This is a genomic window from Acidovorax sp. KPB24-03 (assembly GCF_057546605.1).
The window spans coordinates 34,438-50,884 of record NZ_BAAJYR010000009.1 but is presented as its reverse complement, the minus strand read 5'-3'; the positions used below and the strand labels follow the sequence as shown (position 1 = coordinate 50,884).

Genomic DNA, 16,447 nt, shown 5'->3' with positions numbered 1-16,447 from the left:
CGTTTTATCGATCACCGCTTCCAGCAATCAATCCAACCAGCGAAGCCTCGAATTATATACCGAATTTCAACCCGGCCACAACCCAAAACCAACCTTCCTTGTCAGACTCTCCGACAACTCAGTCATCCGTCTCACCTGCCAACCCGCAAGTATAGACCACTTTTCCTCACCCCCGTAGGAGAAAGATGACAAAAAATTGCAACGTGCCTTGTCGCAGCTGTCTGCGCTTCGTGAGCGCGAAGCCGGATAATTCCGCCGATATGGCACTTCTCACCTTAATTAACGCCCAACTGGCTTTCGGTCATGTTGCACTGCTAGATCACGCTGGATTTTCCCTGGAAGCCAGCGAACGCGTCGGACTGATAGGGCGTAACGGAGCAGGAAAGTCATCGCTACTGAAAATCTTGGGCAGTCTTGCCAAGCCCGATGATGGCTCCTTACAAATCCAACAGGGAATTCGAATCGCCTACGTAGCTCAGGAACCGGCCTTAGAGATGGAGGCCAGTGTTTTCGCTGCGGCCTCAGAAGGGCTGCGCGAAGTAGCAGAGATAAGAGATCTTTACCTCTCTGGCGAGCCAGGATTGGACCTCAATGCGCTGCAGTCGCAGATCGAGGCGTACGACGCTTGGAACTGGGAGCAGCGGGTCGAAGAAACCTTGCAGCGACTTAGGCTAGACCCCCACTCGATCGTAGGCACTCTGTCTGGCGGTACGAAAAAACGAGTCGCTCTTGCACAGGCTTTGGTGTCAAGACCGGATGTTCTGCTACTGGACGAGCCAACCAATCACCTCGACCTGGACTCCATTGAATGGCTAGAAGATCTATTGATTGATTTTAAAGGCAGCGTCATCACGATCACCCACGATCGCTCATTCCTGGACAGAGTGGCCACACGGATTGTGGAGCTCGATCGAGGTCAACTCCGATCGTATCCGGGAAATTTCGCTCAGTACGTGCTCCAAAAGGGTGAGCAGCTTACACAGGAGGCCGTTGTATCGGCCAAGGCCGACAAGTTGCTCGCTCAAGAGGAAATTTGGGTACGCAAGGGTGTTGAAGCCCGAAGAACTCGCAGTCAAAGCCGCATCGGACGCCTTGAGGCCCTCAGGGCTGACCGCAGTGCTCGGAGAGAGGTCCTAGGCAGCGTCAAGATGGATATTGCCTCCGGTGCCCAAAATGGCTATCAAGGCAAGATCGTTGCGGAGTTGTCTGACGTCAGCAAATCTTTCGGAGACAAAGTTATCGTCAAAGGCTTTTCTGGAACGATCCTCCGCGGCGATAAAGTGGGCTTGATTGGCCCCAATGGTGCAGGAAAAACCACGTTACTCAAGCTCATCTTGGGTGAACTAGCTCAAGATGAGGGTACCGTTCGGCGAGGAAGCAATTTGCAGGTAGCGTATTTTGATCAGATGCGACATGCGATCAACCTCGACGCGACCCTTGAAGACTTCATCAGCCCTGGCAGCGAATGGATCGAGATTGGCAAGCAACGCAAGCATGTCAAAAGTTACCTCAGCGATTTTCTTTTTTCCCCTGCCAGAGCTCACTCACCCGTCCGCTCACTTTCAGGAGGAGAGCGCAACCGACTGCTTTTGGCCCGCCTCTTCGCCCGCCCTGCCAATGTGCTGGTGCTCGACGAGCCCACGAATGACTTAGATATTGACACGCTGGATCTTCTGGAGGAATTGCTTCAGACGTATGACGGCACCGTCTTCCTCGTAAGCCACGATCGGACCTTCCTTGACAATGTGGTGACCAGCACCATTGCATATGAAGGAAATGGGCTCTGGCGTGAGTACGAAGGCAGTGTTCAAGACTGGCTGATCCAGTCCCGACGCAGTGGGCAGCTCAATCCCACGTCTTTGCCCCCCTCCAAGGCGGCAGCTGAGCGCAATGACAAGGTGGATTTAGAGGAAAAGCCCGCACATCTTCCCAAGAAGAAGTTGAGCTACAAAGAGCAACGGGAACTTGAACAGCTCCCAACTCAAATTGCGACACTAGAGACTGAGCAACAGTCAATTCAGTCAGCACTGGCTGACGGTTCCTTGTATGCCAAAGATGGTGCGCGAGCAGCAGCCCTCCATGCAAGGGAGGGAGAAATCGAAAATCAACTAATGATTGCGCTGGAGCGCTGGACCGCTTTGTCGTCCTGACTCCCTGTCTTCTTACGCACCGATACCTAGATGCGATGGTGCAATCGATCGGTTGCGCCACGCAGCTTGGCGATCAAAGCCGGTGCAATCTGCGTCAAAGGCAAAACCTCATCTGCAGCGCCATGTGCAATGGCTTCCCTTGGCATACCGAAAACGATGCAACTTGCCTCGTCCTGCACATAGTTGTAACTGCCAGCATCCTTCATCTCGCGCATCGCGGCGGCGCCATCATTTCCCATGCCGGTCAGCATGATGCCGAAAACATTGCGCCCCGCGACCCCGGCAGCCGACTTGAACAGAACCTCCACCGAAGGCTTGTGCCGATTGACGGGAGGACCATCGTCCACCACGGCCACATAGTTGGCTCCGCTGCGGGCGATATGAAACTGCTTTCCTCCCGGCGCTATGTAGGCATGACCGGGCAAGATACGTTCTCCATTGGTTGCTTCTTTTACTGTGATCTGGCACAAGCCGTTGAGTCTGGCTGCGAAGCTTGTGGTGAAACCTGGAGGCATGTGCTGTGTGATCACGATCGCGGGCGAGTCTGCAGGCATCTGCATCAGCACTTCGCGAATAGCCTCTGTTCCACCAGTGGATGCACCGATGCAAATCAGCTTTTCCGTCGACAAGCGGCCCAGCAATGTGGTCGTATGCGTCGGAGCATGTGCCCCCTCTACAGAACCAGTTGCTGGAGAGTGCGGACGGGTTGGGCTCTGCACCGGAGCTCTTCGGACCTGCGCGACAGCGGCCACCCGAATCTTCTCAACGATCTGGGTCGCCAATTCATTCAGACCACTGGAAAGGCCGACCCGGGGTTTGGCAACGAAGTCAACCGCTCCCAGTTCGAGCGCCTTCATAGTGACTTCAGCCCCTCGCTCCGTGAGCGTGGAAATCATCACCACGGGCATGGGCCGAAGTCGCATCAGGCGCCCCAGAAAATCAATCCCGTCCATGCGCGGCATCTCGACGTCCAGGGTAATGACATCGGGGTTCATTTCGCGAATCATTTCGCGCGCAATCAGAGGATCGTTGGCGGTTCCAATGCACTCCATGTCCCGCTGGCGATTGATGATTTCGGCCAAAAGACTGCGCACCAACGCCGAATCATCCACAACGATCACCCGGATCTTCCTGCTCATTCCCTCATGTCCTTGTTCATTTCTCAAAAGAGGTCCACTGATCCACCTGCAGTCGCTTTGGCAACCGTCGCAGCGTTGCCGCGAACTTCCTGCTCCACCAGTGTCTCTGGATGCGCATGGGCGAGCCGCTTCACCATCGCTTTTCCTGTCACCGGAAAGAAAACGACCTTGCGTGGATAGATATCGAGCACATCTTCCGAAACAATCGGGATTCGCTCTGTCTGGAGATAGTTGAGCACAAAGTTGGTGTTGCGCTCCCCCACATTCATCGTGGTGAAGTTATGCATCACCTGCGCCCCACCAAATATCTTGGCCTGCATGCTTTCCCGGCGAGCTCCAAGTTTCAGCATTTCGTTGATCAGCAACTCCATGGCATACGAGCCATAGCGGCCGGATACATCGGACGAATCGCCATCGGGCAACATGAAGTGATTCATACCGCCGACGCGGCTGCGGCTGTCCCACAGGCAAGCTGCAATGCATGAGCCGAGCACGGTCATGATCACCAGATTTTCATCCGAGACGAAATACTCCCCCGGGAGCACTTTGACCGCATTGTGCTGAAAATGATGATCAAAAAAGAAAAATGAGGCCTCTCCCGGACGACGGGCCTGCGCCTTCAGCTCTGGCAACGTTGATTGCCTCGCGGCGGCGGCCGGAGCGCCAGTGTAAATATCGGCACTGAGCGGCGCAATTCGCGGCGCACGACGCCGCTCTACTGTTCCACCATAGGCGGACGGAGGTGCGCCAGACGGAGGGGGAAAGCCAGGGCGGGTATTGGTCATGTGGACTCTTGCGGAAGACTATCGGTCAACGGCGCTCATACACGGTCTTGCCGCGCAAAGTGAAAAGGTCACGGGACTCGCTGAAGTTTTCAGCATGCCCGACAAACAGCATGCCGCCCGGTTTCAATACGCGATGGATGCGCTCCAGAACCTTGCGCTGAGTGGGCGCATCGAAATAGATCATGACATTACGGCAAAAAACGACATCGAACGGCTCCCGAAAAGGCCAGTCGTCGCGGATGAGATTCACGCTCAGGAAATCGATGCTTCGGCGCAACTCAGGTTTTGCACGTGCAAACCCGGCATTTGAGGCCTTGCCCCGCAAGAAGAATCGTTGAAGGCGTTCAGGACTCAACCCTTTCACGCTGTCCAGGCGGTACACCCCCTCGGCTGCCGTAGCCAACACCCGGGAATCGATATCGCTGGCCGTTAATTTGAACGAGCCGTTACTGCTCAACGACTCCATGGCTGTCATCACGATGGAATATGGTTCTTCCCCGGTGGATGCAGCGTTGCACCACACACTCCACGGGCCAGCAGGCCGTGTGCGCAGGAGATTGGCCAGAATCTCAAAGTGGTGCTGCTCCCGGAAGAACGCAGTCAGATTGGTCGTGAGCGCATTCACGAACTCCTGCCACTCTGGGCCATCATGGGTTTCCAGCCAGCTCAGATATTCGTGAAAGCTTGTATGCCCGGTATCGCGCAACCGCCGCGACAAGCGGCTGTAGACCATTGCATGTTTGCCATCGTGCAAGCTGATGCCAGCTCGCTGATAAATGAGCGCTTGGACACGTGAAAAATCTGCGTTGGTCCAGACGAATTCTCTCCCTTGGGCCAAAGGCCCCGATGTAGGCGAAACCGCTGGTGATTCCGCCACGCCTCGCGCAGAAGGGGGATGACTGGAGGTCTGGCGCATGTTGCTTTTCACTTCGAGAGGTCGGTGGTCCACAGGCCAGTGGTTACAGATGCAGCCACGTCGATTCCTAAACCGTTGCGTGGCGGCGAGATGTCGGTCTCACTCGTTGGCGGAGACCAAACCCATGTCCATGCTAGCCATGAGTTTCTCGATGTCCAACAGGATGAGCATGCGCTCACCCACCGAGCCCAGGCCGACGATGCAGTTGGTGTCGATGGTGCTTTCCACCTCCGGAGCAACGCGTATCTGATCGGAATTCAGTTCCATGACGTCACTCACCGAGTCCACCACGATCCCGACAACCCGGTTACGCAGATTCAGGATGATGACCACCGTGAAACTGTTGTATTCCGCTTTGGAACAGCTGAACTTCAGCCGCATGTCAACGATGGGAACGATGGTGCCGCGCAGATTCGTCACGCCCTTGATGAAGTCTGGCGCATTGGCAATGCGTGTCGGCGGCTCATAGCCGCGGATCTCCTGCACCTTCAGGATGTCGATCCCATACTCCTCTTGATCCAGCCGGAAAGTCAAATACTCCCGGGCGCCAGAGACAGCCGCTTCATTGGTTTTTTCCATCACTCCAGCCATAGGGCTCTCCTTATATCAACGGGTCGCGGGCTCAGTGGCGAGCGCGCCGCACCAAAGCACCTGTGTCCAGGATGAGTGCCACAGTTCCGTCCCCGAGAATGGTGGCGCCGGAAACATTGGGCACTTTGCGATAGTTGGTTTCCAGGTTCTTCACAACGACTTGGTGTTGACCGAGCAACTCATCCACCAACAATGCAACCCGGCTGCCATCTGCCTCGACAACCACCATGATGTTGCTGGATTTGCTTTGGTCCAGGCGGGGGACTTGAAATGTTTTCTCCAGGGCAATGACGGGCATGTATTCATCCCGCACCTTGACCAACTGAGATCCTTGCGCAACTGTATTGACATCGTCGGGATTGACCTGGAACGACTCCACGACAGAAGACAGCGGAAGGATGTAGACCTCTTCACCCACCCCTACGGACATGCCATCCATGATCGCCAGCGTCAGCGGTAACCGCACGGACACGCGCATGCCATACCCTTCGGCAGAATCGATTTCCACCGACCCGTTGAGTGCAGCGATATTCCGCTTTACCACATCCATACCGACCCCGCGCCCCGAGACGTCGGTCACTTCATCAGCAGTGGAGAAGCCTGGCGCGAAAATCAGTCCCCACACATCCGCATCGGTCATCTGGTCAGAGACATCCAGCCCCCGCTCTCTGGCTTTTCGCATGATTTTCTCGCGAGAAAGACCTCGACCATCATCGCGCACTTCAATCACGATGGAGCCGCCTTGATGCGAGGCGGACAACGTGATCGTTCCATGCTCGGACTTCCCTGCAGCAAGCCGGTCAGCAGGCATTTCAATGCCATGGTCACAGCTGTTCCGAACCAAATGCGTCAATGGGTCGGTGATTTTTTCGACCAGGCTCTTGTCCAGTTCGGTGGCTTCACCCAAGGTGACCATCTCGACTTTCTTGCCCAGCTTGTTGGCCAAGTCCCTGAGCATCCGAGGAAAGCGGCTGAACACGATCGACATGGGAATCATGCGGATCGACATCACGGACTCTTGCAAATCCCGTGTGTTGCGATCCAGATCGGCCAACCCCGCCAGCAACTGTTGATAGGCCCCCGCATCAAGGCCGCGGCTGTTCTGCGCCAACATGGCCTGGGTGATCACCAATTCGCCGACCAGATTGATCAACTGGTCAACCTTGTTCACTGCCACACGAATGGTGGTGGACTCCATCTGCGCTTGGCTGACCGCCTTGGGCTCCGCGGCGCGGGCTGCGGCTGCAGGCTGCTTGGCAGACGGGGCATCCGACACATTTGCAACGGCCACCTCCGTCCGATCGCTCGGCATACCAGGGGACCCATTGAAGAATCCATAGGGTGCTTCCGTGGACACCTCGCCCGCTTGCAGCAGGGCTGCTTCCGGATCAGCTTCCACACTGGCCGAACCGTCTTCTGCACCGATCCTGACCTGGTCTTTCGACACATGGAAGGCAAACAGATCCAGCAGGTCGTCGTTGGTGGAAGTCGTCTCGACCGCGAACAGCCGGACACCCTGCTCTTCAGAAGGAACGTCACGAATGGAACCGAGGCCGGGAATATCGCGGAACAATTCCTTGATCGCGTCAGCCTGTTCCAAACGCTCCAGCGGACCGATACGGATCTCGAGAGAGCGCGCGCTGCCCGGTGCTGCTGCCGCAGCGGGAATGGATGGGGCAGGCGTGACCGGAGCTGGCGCAGGCACAGGAGCCGGCGCTGGCGGCGGGGGGGGAGGCGCCACGGCCGCCACAGGTTCGGCAGGAACATTGCCGGCAGCCAATTCACTGATTCGGCGAACCAGTTCTGCAGTGGATACGGCTTCGCCTTGTCCTCCCGCCTGGTGCCTGGCCAGCAGACTGCGGGACGCATCGGCAGACTCCAGCAGCACATCCACCATTTGGGGAATAGGCTGCAATTCATGGCGCCGCAAGCGATCCAGCAGCGATTCCATTTGGTGGGTCAGCTCTGCAACATCGGAGAATCCGAAGGTTGCAGCCCCTCCCTTGATGGAATGCGCGCAACGGAAAATACCGTTCAACTCTTCGTCATTGGCCGCACTCAGATCCAGGTCCAGGAGCATGTGCTCCATCTGGTCCAGGTTCTCGCCCGCCTCTTCGAAGAAGATCTGATAGAACTGACTGAGATCGAAGTCCGCGCCACCGCCCGCGCCTTCTTGATAGGTATCCGCCATTAGGGGCTCCAGTACTTAGGTTATCTGCACGCGATGGCGTTAGCGAATGACTTTTTGAATCACTTCGATCAAACGGTTCGGATCGAAAGGTTTGACCAACCAGCCTGTGGCGCCAGCGGAACGTCCCGCCTGCTTCATCTGATCGCTTGACTCGGTAGTGAGGATCAGAATGGGTATGGTCTTGAACCGGGGGTGCTCACGCAGCTTGCGGGTCAAGCCGATTCCATCGAGCCTCGGCATATTCTGGTCGGCCAGCACCAGATGGATATCGTGGGTTTCGGCCTTTTCGAGCGCGTCTTGCCCGTCGACCGCTTCCACCACGTGGTACCCCGCCCCGGTCAGGGTGAAGGACACCATCTTTCGCATGGACGGTGAATCATCAACGGCAAGAATCGATTGCATGTAGGGCTCCACTCACTTGAATATATAAGGTAACCAATTACGGGCGCGTGCTCAGAACAGGTCGATTGATCCTGCATCCATTTCGCTCTGCGTGACAGGATTGGGACGGTCGGGGGCCATTTCAGCGAAGGGCGCGGCTTCTTCGCCCTCTTCGGTGCCCATGGCTTCGGAGGCCAGACGGAAAGCGCATCCTTGGAGCACCTTTGTGGTGTGCCAAATCAGCTGGGAGGCCATGTCCTGAAATTGCAGCTCAGTGACGGCACTGCGCAATGCCGTCCGCAGCGCGGCGAGTTCCGCCGAATCGCCAACCACATCGTCGGTCAACGCACCGTTGGCTTCGCCGAAGCGTGCCAGCAGGTTGTCGGTCGCATGGCTGAGCAAGCCCTCCAGGCGGTGCAGATCATGCATGACGACCAACAAGGAGTCTTGCAATTCTGCAGCAACCATGACTGGCACTTGAACCCCTGGGCCGCCAGGGCTAGTTAGCGTAGATTGCATCGTTTCTCCAGAACTGCAAGCGGCTGCAGGGCAAACAAATTCCAATTCGGCAAGACGCTGGTGGCGCAATCCACTGGCAAAGACGTCCCATGCAAACCATTCTCTCGACTTTCCTCGATCACCGCCGCACGGGACAAACACCCTTGTTTGTTCCAATATGTATCCTATGATAGCGTTCCCCATGCCATCAGGAGTAACGGATCAACCCTTGCGCATCCTGCATTTAGAAGATTCTGTAGCGGATCATGAGTTGGCTTGCATTACGTTGCGCCGCGCCAACGTGGTGTATGAAATCCACCACGTGGACACACTGCCATCGTTCATAGCGCAACTCGATGCAGAGCCTTTCAATCTGATCCTTGCGGACTACCGCCTGCCTGGCTTCACTGCGCTGGACGCTTGGAGTGTGGTGGCACAGCGGGAGCCCCACCCGCCCTTCGTTTTGCTGTCTGGCGCCATCGGCGAGGCAGCGGCCGTGGATGCAATGCGGCTGGGCATTGCGGACTACCTTCTCAAAGACGACATGGCGAGGTTGCCGCATGTCATTGACCGCGCCATCGAAGTGCACGAGGCTCGGCGCGCGAGGGAGAAAGCCACGGCGGATCTGGCTGCGTCCGAACGGCGGCTGGCAGAACTCACCGAGCATCTGCAAAGCTCGATCGAAAAAAGAACGGGCCGCCATTGCCCGCGAGATCCACGATGACATTGGTGGTGCACTGAGTGCCGTTCGCTTCGATGTGGGCTGGATCAGCCGGCATGCCAAGGACGACGGGACCCAGGCCCACGCGGCGGCCGCCACCGAGATGCTGCAGCACGCCATTGAGGCAAGTCAGCGCATCATGATGAACCTGCGCCCCCCCATCCTGGACCAGGGCTTGGTGGCTGCAGTGCAATGGCTGGCGGAAAGTTTCGAGCGGCGCACTGGTATTCCCACCCGGGTTCTTACCAACAAGGACACAATCCACGTGGACGCAGCCATTCAGCTGGTGGCTTACCGCGCGGCACAGGAAGCCCTGACCAATGTCTTCAAATATGCCGAAGCACGGCATGTCTCTGTCGACCTGTCGGACAGTGAGGGCGTGCTGACACTAGAAGTCACCGACGACGGCCGAGGCATGGAGCCCGCCATGCGGGAGAAGCCCAAATCATTCGGTCTCAAGGGCCTTCAAGAGCGAGCGCGCACCGTGGGAGGATGGCTCGACATCAGCAGCCATCCCGGCCGTGGAACCGCCGTCATCCTGTCGGTGCCGCTGACACCCCAAAATATTTCAGAGGAGGCACCATGATCCAGGTCGTACTGTGTGATGACCATGCGGTCCTGCGGCGGGGCATCCGTGACACGCTCTCGGAAGCACCGGACATTCAGGTGACCGGCGAGGCCGGCGGCTACTCCGAACTGAGGGAGGTATTGCGCACCGCGCCCTGCGACGTGCTGCTGCTTGATCTGAACATGCCCGGCCGCAGTGGCCTGGAGGTGCTCGCCAGCCTGCGCGAGACGGACTCCGCCGTCAAGGTACTGGTTGTATCGATGTATCCCGAGGACCAGTATGCGCTGCGGTGCTTGCGAGCGGGCGCACAGGGCTATGCCAACAAAGCGGGCGATCCCGTGGAGTTGATCGAAGCCGTGCGCACCGTGATGAAAGGCCGCAAGTACCTCACCCCGGAAGTGGCGCAGATGCTGGCGGACAGCCTGGCGCAGCCGAGTCCCGAGTTGCCCCACGAAGCGTTGTCGGAGAGGGAATTGCAGACCCTGGTCAAGATAGCGTCCGGAAGGCGCCTGTCGGACATCGCGGAAGAACTGATGCTGAGCCCGAAAACGGTCAGTGTCTACCGGTCTCGCGTGTTGGAAAAACTCAAGCTCACCAACAACGCGGAACTGACGGTGTACGCCATTCGAAACCAGCTGGTCTGAAGGCCAGTCCGCCTACCGCTGTGAAGCGAAAAGATCGATGGATTGCTGCATCAACGCCATGACGGGCTGCTCGAGCATGGGCAGGGTCGCCGCGATGCCCAGAAGGCCCACGGTCAGCGTCACGGGAAAGCCCACCGCATAGATGTTCATCTGCGGCGCCACGCGCGAGATGATGCCCATGGCCATGTTCACGAACAGCAACAGGGCAATCATGGGCAAGGCGATCCACAGGGCGCTGGAAAAGAGCGAAGCACCCAGATCATGCAATCGCAACTGGCCCAGGGCCTGCATGAAATGGCCATTCACAGGAAAGCTGTCGAAGCTCTTGACCACCGCCATCAGCACCATCAGGTGGCCATTGATGACAACGAAGAGCAGCATGGCCATGTGCCCGAAAAACCGGGCCACGGCACTTACCTGCGTGTTGCTGGAGGGATCGAAGAACGATGCGAAGTTGAGACCCATCTGCAGTCCGATCACCTCGCCCGCCAGTTCCACCGCCGTAAATACGAGGCGCACCGCAAAGCCAATGGCGGCCCCCACGGCCAGTTGCTGGGCCACGGCACCCAATGCCTCGCGCCCGTTGATGTTGATGATGGGCTGATCCGGTAGAGCGGCCTGCGCGCAAACCGAAATGAGGAAGGCCAGCCCGATCTTGGCCCGCATCGGAATCACGCGCATGGAGAATACTGGCGCCACCATGAACATGGCCAGGATGCGCAGGAAAGGCCACAGGATCGGCGACAGCCAAGCCACCAGTTGGGCCTCTGAAAACGTGATCACGACACGACCGACGGAATGGATTCGATGGTTCTGCGGATGAAGTCCACGAGCGAAGTGATCATCCAGGGGCCGGCGATGGCGAACACCACCATGGCAGCAATCAGCTTGGGCACGAAGGCGAGCGTGGCCTCATTGATCTGCGTCACCGCCTGAAAGATGCTGACGAGCAGCCCCACCACCATGACCACGCCCAGCACCGGCATCGAAATCATCAGCAGCAAGGTCAGGGCGTCTCGCCCCATCGTCAAAACCATTTGCGAGGTCATGCGGGCTCCTCAGGTGGCGAAACTGGCGGCCAGGGAACCGATCAGCAGATTCCAGCCGTCCGCCAGCACGAACAGCATGAGCTTGAACGGCAATGCGACCAGCACGGGCGACAGCATCATCATGCCCAGGGACATCAGGATGCTGGAAACCACCATGTCGATGACCAGGAACGGTATGAAGATCATGAACCCGATCTGGAACGCCGATTTGAGCTCGCTGGTCACGAATGCCGGCACCAGTACGCGAAGGGGCGCGGTTTCCGCAGTCGCCCCTGCATCGAGCTTGGCCAGGCGGGCGAACAGTGCGAAGTCGGACTGGCGCGTCTGCTTGAGCATGAAGCCGCGCATGGGGGCCTCCGCCTTCTCCAGCGCCTGCTCGAACGTGATGGTGTTCGATGTATAGGGCACGTAGGCGTCCTGGTACACGCGATCAAAGGTGGGTCCCATCACGAAGAACGTGAGAAACAGCGACAGGCCCACGATCACCTGGTTCGGCGGTGCCGATTGGGTGCCGATGGCCTGGCGCAGCAGTGACAGCACGATCACGATACGGGTGAAGCCCGTCATCATGAGCAGCACTGCCGGCAAAAATGACAGGGCCGTGAAGAACAGCAGCGTCTGAATGGGCACCGAAAAGCTCGCGCCCGCGTTGCCCGAGCCGACCAGCACGGGCAACGAACCCGGTGCCGCTTGTGCAAGTGCCGCCGGAGCGAAAACCGTGGCGGCAACCGCCAACGCCCACCCGCTCCAGGCGCGCCGGCGATCAGCCATGGGGCGCCTCTTGCCCCCGCAACCTGGCTGCGGCCACCTCATCGGCAAAGGACGGCGCAGGAATCGCGCCCCGGGGCGCTCCGGCAGACACGGAAGGGTCGATCACATGCAGGCACCGGATCTGCTGCGCCGTGACCCCCAGGACCAGCCAGGTCCGCTGGTGCTCCGGCCCCACTTCCACCGTGATCACGCGCTGCTGCGGCCCGATACCCACGGTGGAGACCACCTTGGACGCGGCGCTCGCCGCCACTCCCGGCCCGCCACCCTGGCGTTGCTGCATGCGCCGGATCCACCAGGGCAGCGTGGCAATGGCCGCCACGAAGAGCACGACGATGACCAGCGTCTGCGTCATGTTGCCGCCCGCGCTATCCACGGCTGACCCTTCGCAGGCGTTCCGACGGCGTGACCACATCGGTCAGGCGGATACCGAACTTGTCGTTCACCACCACCACCTCGCCCTGGGCGATGAGATAGCCATTGACCAGCACGTCCATGGGCTCGCCGGCCAACGCGTCCAGTTCGACCACCGAGCCTTGCGCCAGCTGGAGGATGTACTTGATCGGCACCTTGGTCCGGCCCAGCTCCACCGACAGCTGCACCGGAATGTCCAGCACCATGTTGATGTCGTTGACCGGAGAGTCCGAGTTGGCCGAGAACGGCCGCACCGGGTCGCCAGCCAGGGGGCCGCCCTGGTCCGCAGCAGGCTCGTCCGTGCGCTTTTGCTCCTCCAGCGCCTCGGCCCAGCCGGCAAACGGATCGTCCGCGCTGGCGTCCTTGTTGTCGTTGTCGCCTTCAGTTGACATTCTTTTCTCCCAGCCAGCTCAGATCGGAATTGCGCAGGCATTCCTCGATTCGAATGGCGTATTTCGCGTTGTGCGTGCCGTACTGGCACTCAAAAATGGGCACGCCTCCGATGGAGGCACGGATGCGGGGTTCGCGGTCGAGTTCGATGAAATCGCCGGGCTTCATGGCCAGCAACTGCTCCACCGTGGCATCGGCCTTGGCCAGTTCAGCCACCAGCGTCACCTCCGCGGCCTGGATTTCCCGCGTGAGCACACGCACCCACCGGCGGTCCACTTCGATGGAGTCGCCCTGCGTGGACGAATACAGCACGTCGCGGATAGGCTCCAGCGTCGCATAGGGCATGCAGATATGAATTGCGCCGGACAGGTCCCCGATCTCCAGCTGGAACGCCGTGGAGACCACGATTTCGCTGGGGGTCGCGATGTTGGCGAACTGTGGCTGCATTTCCGACCGCTGGTACTCCAGTTCGAGCGGATAGATGCCGTGCCATGCCTTTTTGTACTCGGCGCAGATCACATCGACCAGGCGGTTGATGACCCGCTGCTCGGTCGGGGAAAAATCCCGCCCTTCGATGCGGGTCTGGAACTTGCCCACGCCGCCATACAGCGTGTCGATGATGCCGAACACCAGGGACGGCTCGCACACGATCAGCCCGCTGCCGCGCAGCGGACGAATGGCGACGATGTTGAAGTTGGTCGGCACCGCCAGCTCGCGCAGGAAAGCGCTGTAACGCTGCACCGACACCGTGCCCACCGAGATTTCCGGGCTGCGCCGGATGAAATTGAACAGGCCGATGCGGAAGTTGCGCGCGAACCGCTCGTTGACGATTTCCATCGTCGGCATCCGGCCGCGCACGATGCGCTCCTGGCTGGAGATGTCGTAATTGCGGACCGCTCCGGTCTCGGCCACTTCCTCGACCGACTTCTGGCTCTCACCCGTGACACCCTCCAAAAGGGCATCGACCTCTTCCTGCGACAGAAATGAATCACTCATGGCAGTCTCCTGTCGCCGTCACTGGATGATGAAACTGGAGAAAAGGACTTGCCGCACAGGATTCGTATCGGCGGCAGGCTTGGCACGCGGTGCCTCTTCTTCGTCCTCCACCTCCTGGCTGGCGGGGCGCTTGCGGGGCTTGGGCACCGTGTATCCCAAGGGCTTGGAGACTTCGCGCCGGATATCGGTCGCCAGTTTTTCCTTGCCTTCGCGGCCCAGCAGCTCCTCGGAGGTGCGTTGGGACACCAGCATCAGGATGGCGCTGCGGATGCTCGGCAGGTAGAGCTTGACCTGCTCTGCCGTTTTCGCATCGGCCAGTTCCAAGGTGAGACCGATCTGGGCGAATCGCTCTCCACCAGTATCGGCCAGGTTCACGACCATGTTGTCGATGGGCAGGAAGGTGGGAGCCACCTTGGGCGCTGCCGGGGCATGGGGGCGGGCCTCTGCGCCCTCCTCGTCTTCGGCATGGCTGCGGCTGCTCATGATGAACCAGGCCGCGCCTGCACCAGCGATGACCAGCAGGGCAACGACCACACCGATGATGAGCATCTTCTTGCTCTTGGCCTTGGGTGGCGCTGCGGCGGCAGGATTGGCAGACACGTTGGGATTCCTTGCGCAACAAATTCAGGACAGGGCGGCACAGCGAGGGCCGCACAGGCGGCACACCTCATTCGATGTCCCCATTATTGGGCGTCCCGGCTTTCGATAATAGCCAGAATAAAAGCCCAAAACCATGGCTTTCAGCCTCCTAGGGCGGCGCTTCGTCCAGAACCGATGCGGGATGCCGGCCCACCCGGACATGCCGCCTGCGGCCATTCTTCGGCCCGGTGCGCCTGGGCCGGCTCGCGTTCAGGCAAAGACGTCCAGCGCGCGGGCGGAACCCGAAGGGCTCTTCACGGCCAAGCCCGCTCCCGAGCCCACGCCGGCGGCGGCCTGCACCTGGGCGTGCCGTGCCGGTCCGTCGCGGTCCGAAGCGGGGCGGCGGCCGTCGCTGCCCGAAGCCCCTGCACCGTCGCTACCCGACTGCCCCACGGTGACACCGGACAACTCCAGCCCCTCGCTGCGCAACAGATCCCGCAGTTGCGCCGCGCTGGAGTCCAGCCATTCGCGGGTGTTGGCTTGGTCACTGCGGAACGTGACATGCGCTTCATTGCCCGACAGCGACACCATGACCTCCACGGGCTGGCCTTCACGATCGATGGTGAGTTCGGCGTTCTGTGTTTTCTGGTGCACCCAGTAGGCGACCTGTTCGGCGATCTGGTCCTCCACCCCCACCTGGGATGGGTCGGCCAGCACACCTGAGCCATCGTTGGCCACCGGCGCGTCGCTCAGGGAAAAGCCCATTCCGGACTCCGCTCCGGAAGCGCCACCCCGTGACGATTGCCCATCGGAGGCCCCGGACTCCATGCCACGCTCCGAAGAGCGCAACGCCACCGCTTCGGCCAGCGCGCCAGCGACCGGCACAGCCGCACCCAGGGCATCCTGCGGTGCCCGCGCCAATGCTGGCCCCCCGGCGGCGCCCGCTCCATCGCGTCGGTCCGGCGCCAAGGCAGCGACCGCTGCGGTCAATGCGCCAGGCATCTCTGCCGAAGCCGGCTTCCTGTCTTCCTTGCCCAGCGCATTGCGCAGGCCGGCAGCACCCGTTCCTGCCGCGGATGGGTCCACGCCCAAACCGGCAGCGGAGGAACCCGCAGCCGCCGAAAGGCGCGCCTGCAGGCCCTTATGAGGCGTGCTGCCAGGGACCACCGGTGCAGCCGTATCGGACAGATCCGTTGCACGGTCCATCCAGGCCGTCTGTCCGACCAGGCTGCCCGAGTCCATCAGGCCGTTGAATCCATTGGCCCAGGCGCCCGTTCCAGCGTTGTCGCCCAACACCCGGCCCAGCGGTTGGCCCAGCATGCCCTGCTGCGCACCAGCCTGTGCCAGGATCTGCCCCTGGCCTTGGGGCAGCTGGGTAGGAAATTGCCCCCCCTGCAGCGCCGCCAGTGCGGCAGGGTCCAACGGCAGTGCACCGGCTTCGCCGGCCTGCAGCCAGCTGGCCTGGGCCGCGCTTGGATCGGCCGGCAGGGCCCCTGCGGTGCCATCCCCGAATGCAGTGGTATCCATAGCGGCCAGCAGCAGGGAGAAGCCACCCTGCCCCGCGGCCTGCTGCGTAGCATCCTGCGCTGAGCTGGCCTTGCCGGCGGCACGCGCGCCGCGCGTCTCGTGGGTCGTGTGCGAGCTGTTGATGCGTGTCGGTTCCATGT

The 16,447-nt window shown here is 60.0% G+C and carries 17 protein-coding genes and 1 pseudogene; 3 read left to right on the top strand and 15 right to left on the bottom strand.

What is annotated here, in order from left to right; genetic code table 11:
* Nucleotides 1-260 precede the first annotated feature (260 nt).
* On the top strand, nt 261-2,150 hold the full coding sequence (locus AC27KI_RS03185; protein ID WP_487089152.1) for an ATP-binding cassette domain-containing protein: 1,890 nt from the start codon (nt 261-263) through the stop codon (nt 2,148-2,150).
* A 26-nt stretch (nt 2,151-2,176) separates the two neighbouring features.
* Here the strand turns inward: AC27KI_RS03185 and AC27KI_RS03180 are convergent, their stop codons facing one another.
* The 7 genes from AC27KI_RS03180 to AC27KI_RS03150 all read right to left on the bottom strand — a co-directional run bounded on the left by AC27KI_RS03180 (nt 2,177) and on the right by AC27KI_RS03150 (nt 8,672).
* Nucleotides 2,177-3,289 (bottom strand): protein-glutamate methylesterase/protein-glutamine glutaminase, encoded by a 1,113-nt coding sequence (locus tag AC27KI_RS03180; protein ID WP_487089150.1) that lies wholly within the window; start codon nt 3,287-3,289, stop codon nt 2,177-2,179.
* A 23-nt stretch (nt 3,290-3,312) separates the two neighbouring features.
* Nucleotides 3,313-4,074 carry a chemoreceptor glutamine deamidase CheD gene (gene cheD / locus AC27KI_RS03175; RefSeq protein WP_284431714.1) on the bottom strand — a complete coding sequence of 254 codons (762 nt, stop codon included), beginning with the start codon at nt 4,072-4,074 and terminating at the stop codon, nt 3,313-3,315.
* Between the two features lie 25 nt (nt 4,075-4,099).
* Nucleotides 4,100-4,990, bottom strand: a complete 891-nt coding sequence (locus AC27KI_RS03170; protein WP_284431713.1) for a CheR family methyltransferase — start codon at nt 4,988-4,990, stop codon at nt 4,100-4,102.
* Between the two features lie 99 nt (nt 4,991-5,089).
* Nucleotides 5,090-5,581 carry a chemotaxis protein CheW gene (locus tag AC27KI_RS03165; RefSeq protein WP_284431712.1) on the bottom strand — a complete coding sequence of 164 codons (492 nt, stop codon included), beginning with the start codon at nt 5,579-5,581 and terminating at the stop codon, nt 5,090-5,092.
* 31 nt (nt 5,582-5,612) lie between these two features.
* Nucleotides 5,613-7,772 carry a chemotaxis protein CheW gene (locus tag AC27KI_RS03160; RefSeq protein ID WP_487089149.1) on the bottom strand — a complete coding sequence of 720 codons (2,160 nt, stop codon included), beginning with the start codon at nt 7,770-7,772 and terminating at the stop codon, nt 5,613-5,615.
* 39 nt (nt 7,773-7,811) lie between these two features.
* Nucleotides 7,812-8,174 (bottom strand): response regulator, encoded by a 363-nt coding sequence (locus AC27KI_RS03155; RefSeq protein WP_092745705.1) that lies wholly within the window; start codon nt 8,172-8,174, stop codon nt 7,812-7,814.
* 51 nt (nt 8,175-8,225) lie between these two features.
* Nucleotides 8,226-8,672, bottom strand: a complete 447-nt coding sequence (locus AC27KI_RS03150) for a hypothetical protein (RefSeq protein WP_272565370.1) — start codon at nt 8,670-8,672, stop codon at nt 8,226-8,228.
* Between the two features lie 166 nt (nt 8,673-8,838).
* Between AC27KI_RS03150 and AC27KI_RS03145 the strand changes: the two are divergent.
* Nucleotides 8,839-9,958 (top strand): annotated as a pseudogene (locus AC27KI_RS03145) (hybrid sensor histidine kinase/response regulator).
* Nucleotides 9,955-10,584 carry a response regulator gene (locus AC27KI_RS03140; RefSeq protein ID WP_284431709.1) on the top strand — a complete coding sequence of 210 codons (630 nt, stop codon included), beginning with the start codon at nt 9,955-9,957 and terminating at the stop codon, nt 10,582-10,584. The pseudogene AC27KI_RS03145 and the gene AC27KI_RS03140 overlap by 4 nt, the downstream one beginning before the upstream one ends.
* 12 nt (nt 10,585-10,596) lie before the next feature.
* Here the strand turns inward: AC27KI_RS03140 and fliR are convergent, their stop codons facing one another.
* The 8 genes from fliR to AC27KI_RS03100 all read right to left on the bottom strand — a co-directional run bounded on the left by fliR (nt 10,597) and on the right by AC27KI_RS03100 (nt 16,445).
* A complete protein-coding gene (gene fliR / locus AC27KI_RS03135) occupies nt 10,597-11,367 on the bottom strand; it encodes a flagellar biosynthetic protein FliR (RefSeq protein WP_272565373.1) in 771 nt (256 codons plus the stop codon).
* Nucleotides 11,364-11,633 (bottom strand): flagellar biosynthesis protein FliQ, encoded by a 270-nt coding sequence (fliQ, locus tag AC27KI_RS03130; protein WP_272565375.1) that lies wholly within the window; start codon nt 11,631-11,633, stop codon nt 11,364-11,366. The genes fliR and fliQ overlap by 4 nt, the downstream gene beginning before the upstream one ends.
* Nucleotides 11,634-11,642: 9 nt before the next feature.
* Nucleotides 11,643-12,404 carry a flagellar type III secretion system pore protein FliP gene (gene fliP, locus AC27KI_RS03125; RefSeq protein ID WP_284431708.1) on the bottom strand — a complete coding sequence of 254 codons (762 nt, stop codon included), beginning with the start codon at nt 12,402-12,404 and terminating at the stop codon, nt 11,643-11,645.
* Complete coding sequence (locus AC27KI_RS03120) at nt 12,397-12,756, bottom strand: FliO/MopB family protein (RefSeq protein WP_284431717.1); 360 nt, start codon at nt 12,754-12,756, stop codon at nt 12,397-12,399. The genes fliP and AC27KI_RS03120 overlap by 8 nt, the downstream gene beginning before the upstream one ends.
* Before the next feature lie 13 nt (nt 12,757-12,769).
* On the bottom strand, nt 12,770-13,207 hold the full coding sequence (gene fliN, locus AC27KI_RS03115) for a flagellar motor switch protein FliN (protein WP_284407477.1): 438 nt from the start codon (nt 13,205-13,207) through the stop codon (nt 12,770-12,772).
* Nucleotides 13,197-14,201, bottom strand: coding sequence for a flagellar motor switch protein FliM (gene fliM / locus AC27KI_RS03110; protein ID WP_272565382.1), 1,005 nt, complete (start codon nt 14,199-14,201; stop codon nt 13,197-13,199). Before fliM ends, fliN begins: the two co-directional genes overlap by 11 nt.
* 18 nt (nt 14,202-14,219) lie before the next feature.
* A complete protein-coding gene (locus AC27KI_RS03105; RefSeq protein WP_272565383.1) occupies nt 14,220-14,801 on the bottom strand; it encodes a flagellar basal body-associated FliL family protein in 582 nt (193 codons plus the stop codon).
* 249 nt (nt 14,802-15,050) lie between these two features.
* A complete protein-coding gene (locus AC27KI_RS03100) occupies nt 15,051-16,445 on the bottom strand; it encodes a flagellar hook-length control protein FliK (protein WP_487089148.1) in 1,395 nt (464 codons plus the stop codon).
* Between the last annotated feature and the right edge of the window lie 2 nt (nt 16,446-16,447).